Origin of the sequence: Flavonifractor sp. HCP28S3_F3, from assembly GCF_052065355.1 — a bacterium.
Classification (GTDB): Bacteria; Bacillota; Clostridia; order Oscillospirales; family Oscillospiraceae; genus Flavonifractor.
The window spans coordinates 26,192-41,570 of the sequence record NZ_JBQHUF010000013.1 but is presented as its reverse complement, the minus strand read 5'-3'; the positions used below and the strand labels follow the sequence as shown (position 1 = coordinate 41,570).

At 57.0% G+C, this 15,379-nt stretch carries 16 protein-coding genes; 6 read left to right on the top strand and 10 right to left on the bottom strand.

All coding sequences use genetic code 11. From position 1 onward, the window contains the following. Positions 1 to 32: 32 nt before the first annotated feature. From ACTNB1_RS11675 to ACTNB1_RS11640, 8 genes are all read right to left on the bottom strand, one after another. A complete protein-coding gene (locus ACTNB1_RS11675) occupies positions 33 to 650 on the bottom strand; it encodes a response regulator (RefSeq protein WP_441169677.1) in 618 nt (205 codons plus the stop codon). After that, positions 647 to 2,077: a sensor histidine kinase gene (locus ACTNB1_RS11670; protein WP_441169675.1), complete on the bottom strand. Its 1,431-nt coding sequence runs from the start codon at positions 2,075 to 2,077 to the stop codon at positions 647 to 649. Before ACTNB1_RS11670 ends, ACTNB1_RS11675 begins: the two co-directional genes overlap by 4 nt. After that, on the bottom strand, positions 2,070 to 4,490 hold the full coding sequence (locus ACTNB1_RS11665; RefSeq protein ID WP_441169673.1) for a histidine kinase N-terminal 7TM domain-containing protein: 2,421 nt from the start codon (positions 4,488 to 4,490) through the stop codon (positions 2,070 to 2,072). Before ACTNB1_RS11665 ends, ACTNB1_RS11670 begins: the two co-directional genes overlap by 8 nt. Continuing rightward, positions 4,487 to 4,840, bottom strand: coding sequence for a hypothetical protein (locus ACTNB1_RS11660; RefSeq protein ID WP_295717381.1), 354 nt, complete (start codon positions 4,838 to 4,840; stop codon positions 4,487 to 4,489). Before ACTNB1_RS11660 ends, ACTNB1_RS11665 begins: the two co-directional genes overlap by 4 nt. 168 nt (positions 4,841 to 5,008) lie before the next feature. After that, positions 5,009 to 6,601 carry a response regulator transcription factor gene (locus ACTNB1_RS11655; RefSeq protein ID WP_441169672.1) on the bottom strand — a complete coding sequence of 531 codons (1,593 nt, stop codon included), beginning with the start codon at positions 6,599 to 6,601 and terminating at the stop codon, positions 5,009 to 5,011. A 22-nt stretch (positions 6,602 to 6,623) separates the two neighbouring features. Further along, the gene (locus ACTNB1_RS11650; protein WP_441169671.1) at positions 6,624 to 7,922 is read right to left on the bottom strand and encodes an extracellular solute-binding protein; all 1,299 of its coding nucleotides are present in this window, start codon (positions 7,920 to 7,922) and stop codon (positions 6,624 to 6,626) included. 227 nt (positions 7,923 to 8,149) lie between these two features. Further along, positions 8,150 to 9,001 carry a hypothetical protein gene (locus ACTNB1_RS11645; protein ID WP_441169670.1) on the bottom strand — a complete coding sequence of 284 codons (852 nt, stop codon included), beginning with the start codon at positions 8,999 to 9,001 and terminating at the stop codon, positions 8,150 to 8,152. Continuing rightward, a complete protein-coding gene (locus ACTNB1_RS11640; RefSeq protein WP_441169669.1) occupies positions 8,998 to 10,221 on the bottom strand; it encodes a DUF6076 domain-containing protein in 1,224 nt (407 codons plus the stop codon). The genes ACTNB1_RS11645 and ACTNB1_RS11640 overlap by 4 nt, the downstream gene beginning before the upstream one ends. A 149-nt stretch (positions 10,222 to 10,370) precedes the next feature. On the opposite strand from ACTNB1_RS11640, the gene ACTNB1_RS11635 reads away from it, so the two are divergent. The 4 genes from ACTNB1_RS11635 to mobP3 all read left to right on the top strand — a co-directional run bounded on the left by ACTNB1_RS11635 (position 10,371) and on the right by mobP3 (position 13,866). Then, entirely contained in the window at positions 10,371 to 10,586 is a 216-nt protein-coding gene (locus ACTNB1_RS11635) for a helix-turn-helix transcriptional regulator (protein WP_441169667.1), read from the top strand. Further along, a complete protein-coding gene (locus ACTNB1_RS11630) occupies positions 10,583 to 11,191 on the top strand; it encodes a helix-turn-helix domain-containing protein (RefSeq protein ID WP_441169665.1) in 609 nt (202 codons plus the stop codon). The genes ACTNB1_RS11635 and ACTNB1_RS11630 overlap by 4 nt, the downstream gene beginning before the upstream one ends. A 315-nt stretch (positions 11,192 to 11,506) precedes the next feature. Further along, positions 11,507 to 11,920: a hypothetical protein gene (locus tag ACTNB1_RS11625; RefSeq protein ID WP_441169663.1), complete on the top strand. Its 414-nt coding sequence runs from the start codon at positions 11,507 to 11,509 to the stop codon at positions 11,918 to 11,920. Beyond that, the gene (gene mobP3 / locus ACTNB1_RS11620; protein ID WP_441169662.1) at positions 11,908 to 13,866 is read left to right on the top strand and encodes a MobP3 family relaxase; all 1,959 of its coding nucleotides are present in this window, start codon (positions 11,908 to 11,910) and stop codon (positions 13,864 to 13,866) included. The genes ACTNB1_RS11625 and mobP3 overlap by 13 nt, the downstream gene beginning before the upstream one ends. Positions 13,867 to 13,967: 101 nt before the next feature. Here the strand turns inward: mobP3 and ACTNB1_RS11615 are convergent, their stop codons facing one another. Together ACTNB1_RS11615 and ACTNB1_RS11610 are read right to left on the bottom strand one after the other, a co-directional pair. Continuing rightward, complete coding sequence (locus ACTNB1_RS11615; RefSeq protein ID WP_154251071.1) at positions 13,968 to 14,354, bottom strand: HepT-like ribonuclease domain-containing protein; 387 nt, start codon at positions 14,352 to 14,354, stop codon at positions 13,968 to 13,970. Beyond that, a complete protein-coding gene (locus ACTNB1_RS11610; protein WP_130870214.1) occupies positions 14,335 to 14,649 on the bottom strand; it encodes a nucleotidyltransferase family protein in 315 nt (104 codons plus the stop codon). The genes ACTNB1_RS11615 and ACTNB1_RS11610 overlap by 20 nt, the downstream gene beginning before the upstream one ends. 221 nt (positions 14,650 to 14,870) lie before the next feature. Between ACTNB1_RS11610 and ACTNB1_RS11605 the strand changes: the two genes are divergently transcribed. Together ACTNB1_RS11605 and ACTNB1_RS11600 are read left to right on the top strand one after the other, a co-directional pair. Then, on the top strand, positions 14,871 to 15,143 hold the full coding sequence (locus ACTNB1_RS11605) for a DUF6809 family protein (protein ID WP_441169660.1): 273 nt from the start codon (positions 14,871 to 14,873) through the stop codon (positions 15,141 to 15,143). Between the two features lie 2 nt (positions 15,144 to 15,145). Next, entirely contained in the window at positions 15,146 to 15,352 is a 207-nt protein-coding gene (locus ACTNB1_RS11600) for a hypothetical protein (RefSeq protein ID WP_441169658.1), read from the top strand. Positions 15,353 to 15,379 lie beyond the last annotated feature (27 nt).

Sequence of the window (15,379 nt, the reverse complement as noted above, 5' to 3'; positions counted from 1 at the left end):
GCACAAAGCCGGTGGATAGGAAGTGCAATTCTTTAATACAGGGGATTGATCCAGCCGTTGGAGATCATATAGAAGGCCAGATCCACCGCCTTGGAAAAGCCTGTCTTGCCCAGCATGTTCATCTTGTGATATTTGACAGTGTTTTCGCTGATAAACAGCTCCCGGGCGATCTCCTGATTTGTCATGTGCTTGCACATCAGCCGCAGCACCTCCATCTCCCGGTCGGTGAGGGGAGCCTCCCCCTGGGGGAGAGGAATGGTCTTTGGCTCCGGAAAACTGCTGCCACCCGCCATCACCGTCCGGGCCACCTCCAGAAAATCGTGCAGGCTCCGGCTTTTGTAAACAAAGCCGTTGGCCCCGGCGGCCCTGGCCCGGGGGATATAGGTGATCTCGTCAAAGGCGGTCATGACGATGATCTTGACCTCCGGATCTGTTTTGCGGATGGCCTCCACCGCCTTCAGCCCAGAGGCGCCGCCCTCGGTGCAGACATCCATCAGCACCAGTTCCGGATGCAGATGCTTACAGAAATCCAGGGCATAGTCTGCGTTGGGCACTTCGCCCACCACGGAAAAATCTCCCGCCGCCGTCAGCGCCGTGGTCAGCGATTCCCGCATGGAAACGTGATCCTCCACAATCAGAACGTTTGTCATTTCTCCACAGCCTCCTTTGGAACAGACAGTTCGATTCGGAATCGGGGGACAGTATAGAGCTCCATTCTGCCGCCAAGCTGACGGACCCTGCGGCGCATCTCGCCGATGCCGCCGCCCTCCCGGATGGGTCCGGCGGGCGGGATGCCGTTGTCGGTGACCGTCATGCGCCAGCAGTCATTCTGGAAAAAGTGGAACTGGATGCGGGTGGCATACCCGTGGCGCACGGCGTTGGTGACACATTCCACGGCGATCTCGGCAAAACTGTCCGCCACCGCCCCATCCTCCGGCAGCGCGCCCTGGAACTCCACCGACACCTCCATGCCCTGGAAGGTCTCCCGCAGCATCTCCAGACGATGGGCAGGGCTGGGTGTGCGGTCCTCCCGGAGGGCCGTGGGAAGGCTGCGGGCAAAGTCCAGCAGCAGCGACTCATCCATCTGCCGGTCATCCCGCAGCGCCCGGAGCAGCAGGCTGATCCGCTGTCCCAAAAGGTCATGTACCCTCGCCTTGCTTCGGGCGATCTCCTCCGCTTCACAGATGGCCTGTAAATGCGCAATGGTGCTGCGAAGCTCCTGTCCGCGCTGCTCCAGCGCCTGGTTTTGCCGGGCAAGAAAGGTCACCGCGTCCCAATGCTCCGTGACATCATCGGCAGTCAGCAGAAGCATGGTCTGGCGCCCCATGGGGAGCTCATGGGCGGAAAAGCTCCATACGGAGGAATCGGGGAGGCGAAACACCTGCTGTCCACCCAGAACTTCCCGTGCGCAGCCGCCGCACAGCGGGCCGCACTCCAGCAGCCGCTGAAACAGCCTTCCGTCCTGTACCGGCTGCCCCGTCATCTGCCGTGCCAGCTCCTCCATGCTGCGGTTGCATAGCAGGAGTTCCCCCGACCGCCGAAAGAACAGCAGACCGGTATGCAGGGTATCAATGGCTTCCTTGACGGATACGGAGGAGAGCTGGGTGTAGAGCTCCCGCCGGCGCAGCACGCAGATATGTACGCTGCGCAGCAGGAAGAACGCCATACTCATCAGAAAAAAGACGGGATAGGCGGGCCCTGTGACCGTCTCTGTCAGGGGGAGCAGGACAGCCGCCCCGCCCACGGCAAAAAACGGCCAGATCAGTTCCATCCCCACCGCGGCGGTGGTCCCCAGCACCGCAGTCAGCAGAAACACCGCCTGCCGGACAAGGCCGTAGGCGCTGGGTGCCAAAAAGCCGCAGAACAGCCCATACTGCACCTGTGCAAGAAGGGCGGCGAAGAGGAATAGCACCCCGAGGATGGCGCACTCCATCCCATTTTCCACCCGGCGCACCCAGCCGGTGGGCAGACGTCGGATGCTGTAAGAGATGGCCCTTGTTTGAAACACGATGCACAGGGCGGCCGCCATCACCAATGTGGTCAGCGCCCAATGGGGAAACCGGTAAAATTCAGCCACAGGACTCACCTCCCAAGGGCAGCGTCATGCAGATCCCAACGGCATCGTCCAGATCCTTGCAGGCGATCTGACCGCCCAGCGCGGCAGCCGCCGTCGTCAGTTCCTCCGAAAAGCGCCATTGTCCGGGATCACCGCCCGGAAGAAAGCGGAAAACCAGATGGGCGCCCTCCGGCTCCAGATACCCCAGCAGAGGAGAGGCGTTCTCCCCCAGGGCCCAGGATATGGCTTCAAAGGCAAAGTCGTAGCACAGTGCCGCCCTGCGGATCTCCAGCACTCCACGCTGCCCGCAGCGGATGAGCAGCTGCAGCCCCGCATAGCGGGCCAGTTCTGCCAGCTCATCCAGATAAATGCTCAATTCCTCTCCGGGCAGTCCATCCCCCTGACGTGCCAGGAAAAACAGATTGCATCTGCGTTTGATATGGCACAGGCAAAGAGTGATGTAGGCGGTCAGGCCCCGGGGATGGGGGGTCTCCGGCAGAGTCTCGATCAGCCGTCCCAGCGTCTGGATGCGGCGCTCCATGTCCCGGTCCAGCTGTTCAAACATGGCGCGGTTTGTCTCCGCGGCCAGCAGGCGCTTTTTCACCTCGCTCTCCTCACGCAGCAGGGCGTTGGCTGCCTCCAGACGGGCCTGCACAGCCTGGATCTCCCTGCGCAGCCGGTTGAGCTGGGAGAGGTCCTCCTGCCATACCGCCATACCGCCGTGAATGGGAACTGCGTGAAGCTGGGTGTCGCTGTCCCGCAGCAGCGGATGGGCCATATCCATGGAGATCCTCCGCCAGATGGAGCGGGAGACGGGAGGCGCGCCCCAGGAGGACAGGACGGTGCGGCCCTGCTCATCCAGCAGCGCCAGCCCAATGGGAGTGGCGGTGAACAGGCGCTGATACTGAAGATTGACCGGGATGAACCCCGCGTGGAGGGCCGACTCAAAAAACAGGGTAGACAGCACACAGATGTTCACGGTAAGGTCGCTCTCCCACGCCAGAGGCACCCGCCTGATGTAAGCAGTGATGTAGGCCAGAAGCCCCGCGCAGAACAGCAGCGGAACCACCCTGCCGGCCCAGTAAGGGCTATACCGCCCCCTGTGGAGCAGCTTCCAGACTGCGCAGGCCAGGAACAGGAGGGATAAAGCCATTACGCCCCAGTATCCCGGACCGTACCGGTAGTCTGAGGCCCAGTCCCCGGCCGGGTCAAAACGAAACACCAGCTGGTGGAGATCGTTTGTGAGTACCAATAGCACAGAGAGGGCATAGCAGGCCAGAGGCGGCCACAGAGGGCGCAGCGGCTTTTTCTCACCCTCCGGATGGTCCAGGATTACTGCCAGATACAGCAGCGTTACCGGAAGGGCAAGCTGAAAGATGTAATAGCCGTACCAGCACATCCGGCACAGAAGCCCATCTGCTGTCAGCTGATATTTGAACAGGCGCAGCAGCAGCCATCCCACCATCAGCCAGCCCATGACCCCCACTACCCGGCGGACATCCCGGCGGATCATCCGATGGGATACCGTCCCCTTCCACAACAGGATGGCGGCGGCAAGGAGCAGGGCGGATAAAATATGCTCCCGGAGATCTGCTGTGGTATAGCGCCGGATGTGGAGCACCTGCCGGCGTAGGTCCCGGCTGCTGTCCCCGGTCAACTCCAGAAACCAGCCGTAGTCCTCCTCGCTCAGGGTACGGGCCGGCCGGTAATCATCGGGAAAATCAGCCGGTCTCTCTCCGTCCGCCAGGGGCAGCCCTGCTGACAGAAGGGTTTCATCCAGCCCCGGCTCCAGCGTCAGAGGGGCATCGGAGAGCAGCCCCATACGGCAGGACAGCGTGCCCTCCGCCGGCACGATGATCTCGTAATTTCCTCCGTTCCGGTTCCACGCAGCAGCCTCGCAGTCCAGACAGATCAGAATAGGGGCATCCGGCGCCTCCAGCCGGAAGTTTCCGTTCTGACCAAGGTGTTCCAGCAGCTCCAGAGCGTCACGCTTGGAGGGCGCCTCCCGGTCCAGCCCGTAGGACAGGGCGCCCAGAGCCAGCATATTGCGGATCACGGAGCTGCTGCTGATACCTACGGGGACTGGACTCTCCCGAAGGCTGTTCCAGCCGGTGACGGCGGCGTCCGTCCGGCTGCGGTCCACTGCCAGGATCACGGTGGCCGTGACATGGGGATACCAATACCGGCCGATGCCCCGCTCCAGCGCCGGGATGGCCTGTACATCAAAGCAGGCCACGGCGCTGCCCCGGCTCACCTCCGCGTAGAGGGTATCCTCCCCATCCCGGAGCGCATATCCGGGAAGGAAGGGGAGCAGCGCCTCACTGTATGCTCCGGAGCCCTCTGCCGCGGAAATCAACTGCCCTCCGGAGGCCTCCGCGCTGCATCCGGTCAGCAGCAGGCACAGCAGGATCAGGAGCGACCATCGCCTTTTCATGGTGCCACCGGCTCCCCGGGCTCTTTCATGCGAGCAGCGCACTCCCGGCACAGGTCCATCTCATCGCAGATGAGAAAACAGGCATCACAGACCAGCCGCCGGCAGACAGGACATTGGCTGAACCGTTCCCTGGCTTCCTGTCCGGCTGCCAGCTTGGCCCGCTCCTTCTCCCGCTGATAGATGGCGTCATAAAGCTCCTTCTTTTCCCGGTGCTGGGCCGCCTGCGCCGCTTTGGAAAAGGAGATGCTGCTGCTGTACCAGTATTCTCCGCACACCTCGCAACGAACAGAAAAGCAGAAATACTGGGGCGTGGAGCAATCCTCCAGATGACCGAACAACAAGTTTCTCATAGAGCGCACCTCCTTTCTGCTCCTGTTATAACAGGAGCGGGGGCCTACGTATATGGTCTGCCGGATACTTTTTCCCGCTTTTTACAAAAGGTATCCATTGGATAATAGAGAAAGCGCACAAAACCAAAGGGCTGGTTTTGTGCGCTTTACTGTGTTGTGGGTAGGATATCAGAACAGCTCCTGGAGCCGTCCGCACCGGCGAAGCAGATCGATATAGAGCATCAGTTCATCCCGGGAGGCCACCCCCAGCTTCTCGTAGATGCTCCGGTTATGCTTTCGGACCGTGCTCATGCTGATAAACGCCAGATCCGGGATGTCCGCGATCTCATGTCCATCGATGTAGTAACGGAGGATATTCCGTTCCGCCTCTGTCAGCAGATCCTTCCGCGCCACAAACTGGTCGAAGAGCTCGGCAATATTGGGGGGAAGCTCGCCCTGCTCCAGACGCTGGTTCCGGGCCCGGGCGTTGAGAAACTCCGCCAGTTCATCCACCTCCGAGATCCCGGAGGACAGCCCCTGTTCCGGCAGTTCTTCCTGCTGGAACCGCTTCAGGCTGTCGGTAATAGGCCGGACAAATCTCCGCGCCAGGAAGAAGGAGAGGGCCAGCAGCACCACCAGCAGTCCCAGGGCCGCAATGATCCATGTTTTTTGTATTTCAGCGGTGTATGCCGCATAACTGTCCTGGGGGATCAGGATCGCAGCGGCCCAGGCAGTGCTCTCTGCCTCTCCCCTAGAAATGGGGATGGTCTGATGCAGGCCGATATACCGCTCGGTACCCGTGTCATATTCGTTATAGTACCGCCCCTGATGGATAACAAGTGTCTCCTGTCCGTCCAGGTAGGTACCGGTGACGCTGCCCACCAATCCATCCATCAGCAGGAGGCGGCTGTCCTGAATGGGAGCCAGAACGGTAACGGCGGAGCCGAACTGCCCCTCCGCCGCGGGATAGGACAGCTGGAAGTACAGCGCGCTGAGCTCCACGCCGCAGACGCCGTATACGCTCCCATCGCTGCCCACGATGGGAACACACAGCAGCATGGCAGATTCCCAGGTACCCTTCAGGTCGATGCGGCGGGACCAGAAATAGTGCTGTGCGGGCCGGTCCAGAGGGGAATCCATCAGTTCCCGGCAACCCGGGATCAGGTCGGTGTCAAATTCCAGATTCCATCGGTTGTGCAGTTCCAGATCCTTTTGCCGGGCAATATTCGGAATGCCGCGGAAGTAGACCACGGTAGGGGCTACCGGATTACTGGCGCTGAGGTTGGTGTAACGCAGGTAGAGCCCGCTTCTGGAGTGATCTGCCACCTCCAGGGTGGTATTGGCCGTGGCATTCAAAATTACATAAGCTCCGTTGCAGTTGGCGGTCTGGAGGGTGGTATTGACCAGCGGGTACATGATCTGCTGCAGTTTCAGCAGCCGCTCCGAGTCATCGTTGACCTCTTGCAGCGAGATGCCCTCCCGTACCAGCTCCCCTTCGATCTCGCGGCTGAGTTCTTTGGAGAGATTCAGGCTCTGGGCGGTCAGGCGATCCAGGCGACTGGCCAGGCTATCCTGTGTATTTTTCAGTTGGAGCTCCATCACCTCATGGAGCTGCTCGTCGTTTTGGGAAAAGGCCCCGGCGATGGACAGAAGGAGGATCACCGCCGCAAAGACCACCAGGATCATGGACACCCAGTAGAGCATCAGTTTTCTCTGCATGCCCACGCTCTGCTTTTTGGCAAAGGCGTTCAGCGCCCGCAACTCCCGGAATTTGTTCAGCACGGTGTTTCCTCCTCTCTTTTGTTTATCGCTCCATGATCTCCCGGAAGGCCTGGAGCCGCTCTGCGCTGATCTGCTCCAATCCGGTTTCTCCGGCCCCCAGATAATCCTGACGGCCCAGCGCAAGCTGTGAGCGCACCTGATCTTCCAGGGTCGTTTCCAGACTCAGATAGCTCTCCAGCTGGGGCGGCACATAAAACTCATAGTTTGCCTGGGTGTCCAGATATGCCTGATAGAGGGAGGCGTATTTGGCACTCTCCAGCCCTTCGATAGCCTTCGGCAGCTCATTTTCAAAGGCGGCCCGGGTCACTGGCATGTAGCCCGTTCGGGTCACAAATTCCACGTTGTGTTCCGGTTCGGTCAGCCACTTGAGGAAGGTCACGGCAGCCTGCTCCCGCTCCGGAGTGGAGCGCACGGTACAGAAGCCCGCCCCTCTCTGCATAACCAGTTTTTCCCCGTTTTCAAACACCGGGCAGGGGCGGGAGACGATGGTGATCTCCTCGGACGTATTGTCCGGATAGGTTACCACATCGCTGTAATAGAGGATGCTGGCCGAGGATGCCACGCTCACAATGCTGTCACCGGTGCGAATCGATTCCGTGGCGTAACCGCCCTTGAGCCAGACGCCTCCATGAAGCGCGGCCCGGGCCAGCGGCTCCCACGCCGCCTGGAATGCGGGGCCAAAGGCCAGCTTGTCACCCTGGAAGAAATCCTCGCCCAGGGATTCCGCCCCCACCTGGAAATAGTTGAAATAGTAGTCGTGAACGAACATGGACTTGGCGTCGCCCGGAATATCCGGCGTCTGAGCGTCGGTCCAGTCCGCATAGACCTCTGCTGCCTTGAAAAGCCCCTCCCAGGTGTCCAGGTCCGCCAGCGTCACGCCGGTCGCCTGGGAGAAGCGGTCGAAGATCGTCTGGTTGATATACATGATCTCTGTGGATTTCGCCACGGGAAGGACCACCAGCCGGTCATTGACGATCCCCTCTTCCACGAAAGCCGGCAGGAAAGCGGACAGTTCTTCCTCGCTGAAGTAGTCCTGATAGTCCACCAGAATGCTGTCGTCGGGCAGCGCCATCACCGTCTTGGGATAGGATACGAAAAGGTCGGGCAGCTCCGGAGCTCCCGGCTCTCCGTTGGCGGCCGCCAGCACCAGCTCGTGGATGGTATTGGTGTTGGACACAGAAGTGACCTGCACATTGATTTGCCGATCTTTTCCCACTGTCTGGTTGAACTGCTCAATCAGGTCATTGAGCGGGGAATCGGTCTGTCCGCCATAGACGTGCCAGACTGTAATGGTGGTGGGCATCTCTTCTTTTTTCCCCATACTGGAACAGCCTGCACACAGCAATAACGCAGCAATCAGAAAAAAGATGAAAGCTCTGCATTTCATGCATCCAGCCCCCTTATATTGTTTGCGATATCAGACGCAGCCAACCACTTTTCAAAGGCATTCTCTTCGGAGTGAGGCAAATTGCTGTCTTTTCAGTATAGCACAGATAATGCTTCCCTTCACTACCCGTAACGGGTAGTTTTGCAATCGGTTCTCATGATTTATTGCATTGAGGATGAACGTTCAGCCACCGCATCCAACACAAGATGCTTTGCTCGTTGAAGCTTCCGGGCAAAACTACCCTGAAATCGGTTTTGCAGGTGTTTCAGGGCTTGTTCCTTGGCTTTTTCCACACCGGGCTCCTTCATGCGGTTTCGCATGGCGATTTCCCGCAGATCTGACTTAGGAAAACCGTACACACCGAAATACCGTCCCAAAATCTCCTGATCCCTTTTGGAAAGCCGCATAAACTCTTCCCGCAGGCATTTCATGGTCAATGCGCGGATCACAGCATCCTCTGCAGAGCCTGAAAGGCGGTTCGTGGTGAGCCGCTCATAAACATCGCCATCATCATCTGGGTCTTGCAGATCATAGACAGAGAAGAAATGTGTGGGGTAGGCAACTGCCCTGGCAGCCACACGGAAAGAGATTCCAAGGAATATACAGATCTCGCTAAGTTCTTTCCCTTCCTGATGATAAAGACGCTGGGCCTTTCTCACCAATCCCATGCTGTCCCGGTCCAGAGAAAGTGTTCCCATACTGCATTCCAGATGCCGCCGCATGGCTCCGTCCAGAAACGGAATGACATAAGTGGTGAATTGACCCTTTCCAGCGTCGTAGCTGCCGGTGCGGGCGCATTCTACCAGCGCCAACTTTCCCACGCTCTCCAGTTCGGAGAGCGTTTCTTTTGCGTAATCGCTCAGGCTGCCGTATTTGGTTTGCCGCAGGCAATGATACTGTCGGGCAATGAACCAAGCGCGATCCTTGACTAGCCCTGTGTTCATCATGCACAGCTTGGCCAGAGCAGATTCATCACCGTTGGAGATCTGCTCCAACAGTTCCTCGTTGCTCATACGTCGTCACCGTTCTCCACCTTGCGGGGACGTCCCCGAGGCTTGGCCTGGCGGGCTATGCCGTAAAGTGGGTAAAGGCGCTCGGAGGAGATTGATTGCTTGAAGTCCTCATTGGAGATATCGGGGCTGCTCAGTGCGTTAAACAACTCGTCCCGCACAGCGTCCTTCAGGCGGCGCATCTCTTCCTCTGTAATGGCTCCCCGCTGATAGTCCTTCCGGATTCGGTTAAAGGCGGTGATCTTGGCCTGGATTTTCGGTACATCCCGGGCCAGTTCCTTCTGGATTTCATAGCTGCCGTACTGCCTGCAGGTGAAGCGCCCGTCCAACGGGCAGCGCCCCTCGCAGTAAAGAACATGGGCACCGCTGCGAACCAGGAAATATTTCTTACAGACAATGCAGCGGCGAATATTATGTCCGGCATTCAGGGCAGTCATGTAGTCCGCCTTCAGCAGCATCTGCAAACTGTCCGTTATGTGCTCCTGGGCAATAGCAAAGGTTCCGTCCGGGAATTCTCTGGGCAGATAGCTTACCACGCAGGGATCATACTTCTGGTAGAAGGGGCGGTCCGGACCGATGGGGTTCGCGATCAGCTTCTCCACCAGCCGCTCGTCATTGTAAAGCTGATACAACGCGGCGGCGTACGCCTCCGGGGAGTTCCGTTTCAATTTGGAGAGAAGAAAGTTGATAAAGTTATGGATGGTGGGATTGAACACGATAACATCATCGATGTATCGCTGATAGCGGGCCATCTGCAGTTTGTAGTACCGCCACTTGTCCGCCCTACCTCCATTCACAATGAGGAGAAAAGGTGGTGTCCGGTGTTCTTCTTTCTCCTTCTGGTACAGATCAAGACATCGTTCCACAGTGCAGTCCTTCTCATCCATCTCCTCGTCAGTGAACAAGGAATAGCTCTCTGTGTACTGCTGGGTCTCGTTGAGAAACTGGTCATCCTCTTTCAGTAAAATTTGAAATACCCGATACCGCATCAACTGACTGCGCAGCTCGATCAAATGATTGTTCAGTTCCCACCATATGCCGCGCTCCAATGTGTCCTCGTACTGCCTGACTAACTCCTTCATGCGCTCCAAAAGACGCTGGATGGGTCGGTAGTCCTGGGGAGTAAAGTTCAATATGTCTGCGGTCAGCTCGCCGGCCGCAAAAATTTCACCGCCGTACTCTATGGTACTGCCATGGGTGTAAAATACAATCTCTCCATGCATATAAACTTTGCCCCCCTCAAAATTGTCCCACCTGGAAAATAAATTGTCCCGCCTTTTTCTCAGTCTATCAAAATCTCCGACACAATACAAGCAGAAGGACATCAGTATCGCCGCTGGTGTCCTTACTTTTTTGTAAAGGAGAATCTGAAATGAAACAATCTGTCTACAAAACCTACGATGACCTGCCGCTGTTCCTGAACTCAGCCACAGTGTCAAAAGTATTGGGCGTGTCACCATCCAGCGCTTACGAGTTGATGCACGAACCGGACTTTCCGGTGCTGCGTGTGGGCAGCCGCATGGTGGTACCCAAGGAGCAGTTCATTCAATGGGTGATGGAGAACACAGAGGGAGGTGTGCACAAATGAGTTTCTTTTTCAATCAACCAGATCCGAAGCGACGCCGCTTCCCAATTCCGAATGATGTCTGGAAATGGGAACTGAAGCCCCAGGGATTTGCCATCCTCGCCTATCTCTGCTATCTGCATGTCCACTGCAACAAAAATGCCTCGCCCAGTGCAGATGAAATCGCATCCCAATTGCATATGAGCAAAGACATGGCTGCGAAGCAGATTGCCGAACTCAACCGTCGCGGACTGCTGGATCAGCACATGGTTCCGATGCTCGAAAGCAACGGCAAGAACTTTTTCTCTCTGCCCAATGAATTGTTTTTCCTGAACATCGGTCACGGAGCCATCACGGTCTACGCCTACCTGCTCTACTGCGAAGATCGTCGGACACATCAGTGTCATCCCAGCTACCGCACGATCTCGGATGCGGTACATCTTACCGTGTCCACGGTGATGAAGCTCATCGCAAAGTTGGTGGACAGGCAGTTCATCACGGTAGAAAACACCAGCTACATTGATAGACGCGGTATGAAGTGGAGCGGGAATAACCTCTACACCATCCTGCCAATCCAGACGGCGATGGAGCATTGCTATCAACAGCAGCTGCTTCGCCTGGAAGCGTAAAACATCTGTGTATCCCGCAGTGAGGCACTGTGTGCCCTCCTTCGGGGCTAGGTAGAGCCCCTGCCCCACCAGGGGCTTGGGGGGCGGATTGGGCCGCTTCTGAGGGACGAAAAAAGAAGCGGGATAAAGGCAAGGCGTCAACATCGACGCCTTTTCCAATCACTTCTGCCCGCAGTGCGGGCAGTTTCAGGCGCTTCTGTAAGTGCTGAGAATGGGGTCAAAAGCAGAGAGAACAGGAAATTCTGCGGTCGTTATCCCGCTGCGCTTACTACCACAAGGAAAAAATAGGGGTCAAGCCCCGGAAAGGAGGCTGTTATGAGCAAAAAAGAGAAATTCCCCCTCTACCTGTCGCCGGAGAAAAAAGCGACACTGGAGCGGCGGTATCAGGAGGATGGCAGCCGGAGCATCACCGGGTTCATCGAGAACGCCATCGACTTTTATCTGGACTATCTCAGCGCAAACAACTCCGGATTGTTTCTGCCCTCCGCCGTCCAGTCCTATCTGAACGGCAGGCTGGATCAGATGGAGAGCCGCATGGCGTCGTTGCTCTTCAAACAGGCGGTGGAGCTGGACATGGGACTGAGCATGCTGTTCAAGTGTGTCAATGTAAGTGAGGAGGAGCTGCGCCGTCAGCGGGCGGAGAGCGTGGCCAACGTGAAAAAGGCCAACGGCAAGGTGTCACTGGTACAGAAGCTGCGGGAGCTGGAGGATGACCCATGGCAAGACTGATCGTCAAGAGCCCGTATATCAAGTGCGGCGGCGGACAGAGCGCAGGCGGCTACATGAAGTACATCGCAACGCGGGAACGGGTGGAGATCATTCCGGATGACCGTCCGCCCACACGCAAGCAGGAGCAGCTCATCACAAAACTGGTAAAAGATTTTCCTGACACAAAAGATCTGCTGGAGTATGAGGACTACGCACAGCATCCCACGAAAGCCAACGCCTCGTCCCTCATCACTCTGGCACTGGAGGAGAACTGGTCCCAGGTTCAATCCTCGGAGGGCTACGCCAGGTACATCGCCACCCGTCCCAGAGCGGAACGTCTGGGTGACCACGGGCTGTTCGGTGACGAGGACGGTGTGGAACTGGACAAAGCCATGTTGGAACTGGAGCACTACACTGGAAATGTGTGGACACACATCATCTCCCTCCACCGGAAGGACGCCGCACGTCTAGGCTATGATAACGCCCAGGCGTGGTGTGCGCTTTTGCGTACACACCGCAACGATATCGCCGCCGCCATGAATATCAAGCCCCAGGACTTCCGGTGGTACGCTGCCTTTCACAATGAAGGGGAGCATCCCCATGTGCACATGATGGCGTGGTCGGCGAACCCTGGACAGGCCTACCTATCCAGGGACGGCATCCGGCAGATCAAGTCAGCCCTCACCAATCAGATCTTCAAACAGGAGATGCTCCACCTCTATGAGCAGAAGTCTGAAAGCCGGGACGAACTGGTGCGGGAGACCCGGAAGGCCATGCTGGAACTGTCCCGGCAGATGAGCGAATCAGTCTGTGAGCATCCTGAAGCAGAGCGGATGATCTTGAATCTTGCCCAGCAGCTTGGAGAGGTAAAGGGCAAGAAGTCCTATGGCTATCTTCCAAAGCGGATAAAGCGACAGGTCGATGAGATCGTAAACCAGATGGAACACCTGCCTGTTGTGGATAGGTGCTACCAGAAGTGGTGGGAACTGCAGTGCAAAGTGAATGACTACTACTCTGAGAAGGAGCGGCAGCGCCCGCCGCTCTCTGAACAGAAAGAGTTCCGCGCCATCAAGAATGCGGTGATTCGGGAGGCCGAGCACGTCCGGCTGAACCATATCTCTTTCGAGGACAGAGATATGGAGGATAACGGTGACTGGGTGGATGAACGATCACTCACCTGGACATGCCGGGAGATGTGGAGAATTGTTGAAAACGAGGCGTTTCCACTGGAAGAACGGGACAAGGCCGCCGAGAGGCTGGAACTGCTGGCAAAGATGGGTGATCCCTATGCCCAGACCTTCCTGGGGCAGATGTACCGGGATGGCGGTTTGCTGATCCCGGATGCAGAGAAAGCCAGGCACTGGCTGAAGCAGGCGGCGAAGCGTGAACTGCCCCAGGCGCAATATGCGCTTGGAAAACTGCTTCTCTCAGACGACCCAAATGTGCATGATCCCAGCGACAGCATCCGGTGGCTTAACGCGGCGGCGCAAAACGGGAACGACTACGCCGCCTACGCCCTGGGCAAGGAGCATCTGAGGGGTGAGCACGTACTTAAAAATGCGGATAGGGCGGCGGAGTATTTCCGGCAGGCTGCAGAGGCACAGAACCCCTGGGCGCAGTATCTGCTGGGCAAGCTGCACCTGATGGGAGAGGGTGTGGGGCAGGATCAGAACATCGCCTATGGCTGGTTCCGGGCTGCGGCAATGCAGGGCCACACCTATGCGCAGTTTTTCAAAGAGCGCATGGAGCAGGGCCAGCCTGGGCCGCCCGGCCTTCTGCTTTCTGCCACACAGCTCCTCCACCACATGGGCAACATCTTCCGGGACAATGTGCCAGAGGATTCCACAAGCACCGGGCTGCACATTGACCACAAGCGGCTTCAGGCGCTCCAGGAAAAGCGGATTGCCCTGGGGCATAAACCGAATGACCATGTGGAGCAGATGATGGGTGGTATGACCATGAGGTAGAGGTAAAAAAATCCCCGCCATATGGCGGGGAGCAAAGTAATTACAGAATGAACAAGCTGCAGCATGGTGCTGCTGCTGGGCTCCATAACCCTATTCTGCTGTCACGACATGGTCGGGCCGGAAAATGAATTATGCCCTTGCTGCAGACGAATCTGTGCCGCACAAAAGTCACGTAATTCTATAATCCCGGCCTCCGAGGTCTCCCATATTGTATCAATGTCAATATGGCCATACTCATGAGCAACTACATTTCGCATACCGCGAATTGCTTTCCACGGTATTGTGGTATGCGACTGGACAAATTCATCAGAAAGTTTCTTCACCAACTCCCCAATCTGCAAAAGGCAGAGCGCAATCGCGTTCCGATAGGTTGGATTGCTGCAAAAGGTGTTGTAGTTGCGGTCATACTCCGTATGGGTAAACATGATGTCATCACAATATCCCTGAATTTTCTGTAGGATCTGGATGTCACGATTGGGTATGGTCATATAACAGCACCTCCTCCTGAGCAATATGACTGAGGAATTGCTGGTCCAGACTACCCGTGGTCAACAGGTCCAGCTTTTTCCCAAGCCGTTCTTCCAGGTCGCTGTATAGTGCCCCCAAAGTAAACAGCCCCTTCACATTTCCTTTGTCTATGCGCAGGTCGACATCGCTGTTTTCTGTGGCCTGTCCTCTGGCATAGGAGCCAAAAAGAAAGATGCGGTCTACACCATATTGGGCGGCAATAGGGGATATCAATGCTCTCAGTTCGTCTATCGCATAGATTTTACCATCTGCCATGTAAACCTGCCCCTCCCTAAAGTGTCGTAAAGTAAGGCTACATCTGCATTGTAGCATAAGAATTTTATAGTTGCAAATCGAAAACGCGGGGTGATTTTAATACAGTGTATAACAAAGAAAGCTCCCCTGCAAATGATAACAATTTGATAACTGTGGTCAAAACCACTGGCTATTCCTCTGAGATTAGGGTATTGTGTGTTGCTGCAAAGGAGGCGGCACACATGGGCTACTACATGAGCAAACTGTACCGGCGCTACTTCCGGGCCACAGGTTTCAGTGAATTGGAGGAAGAGATTGAAAACACCCGCCAGGAGGTTCGGGACTGGCTGAACCAGGCGCAGCGGCAGCCGCTGATGCGTCTGATAGATGCGCAAGAGCAGTTGAAAGTGGAGTTGGCCCAGGCCAGCTTCGAGGCCGGGTTCCGGCTGGCTATGGGGCTGCTCCGGGATCTGGAGATGGAGCGTATCCGGCGGGAACTGGAAGAGGAGGGGTAAACATGGGGAACACACAGTTTCCCGTTCAGCGGTGCCAGTATTGCGGAAGCGAGGATATCGGCCTGGGCTGGCAGCACGGCGAAGCACTGGTGACCTTCAAAAAGCATGGCCTGCTGGGCAACCGGTTGCAGTATCTGATCTGCCGCCACTGCGGTGCGGTACTGTACCAGCGGGTGGCTGAGCCACACCGGTTCCTCCCTGTAAAGTAGCGTACAAAGATAAGACATAGGAGGTGA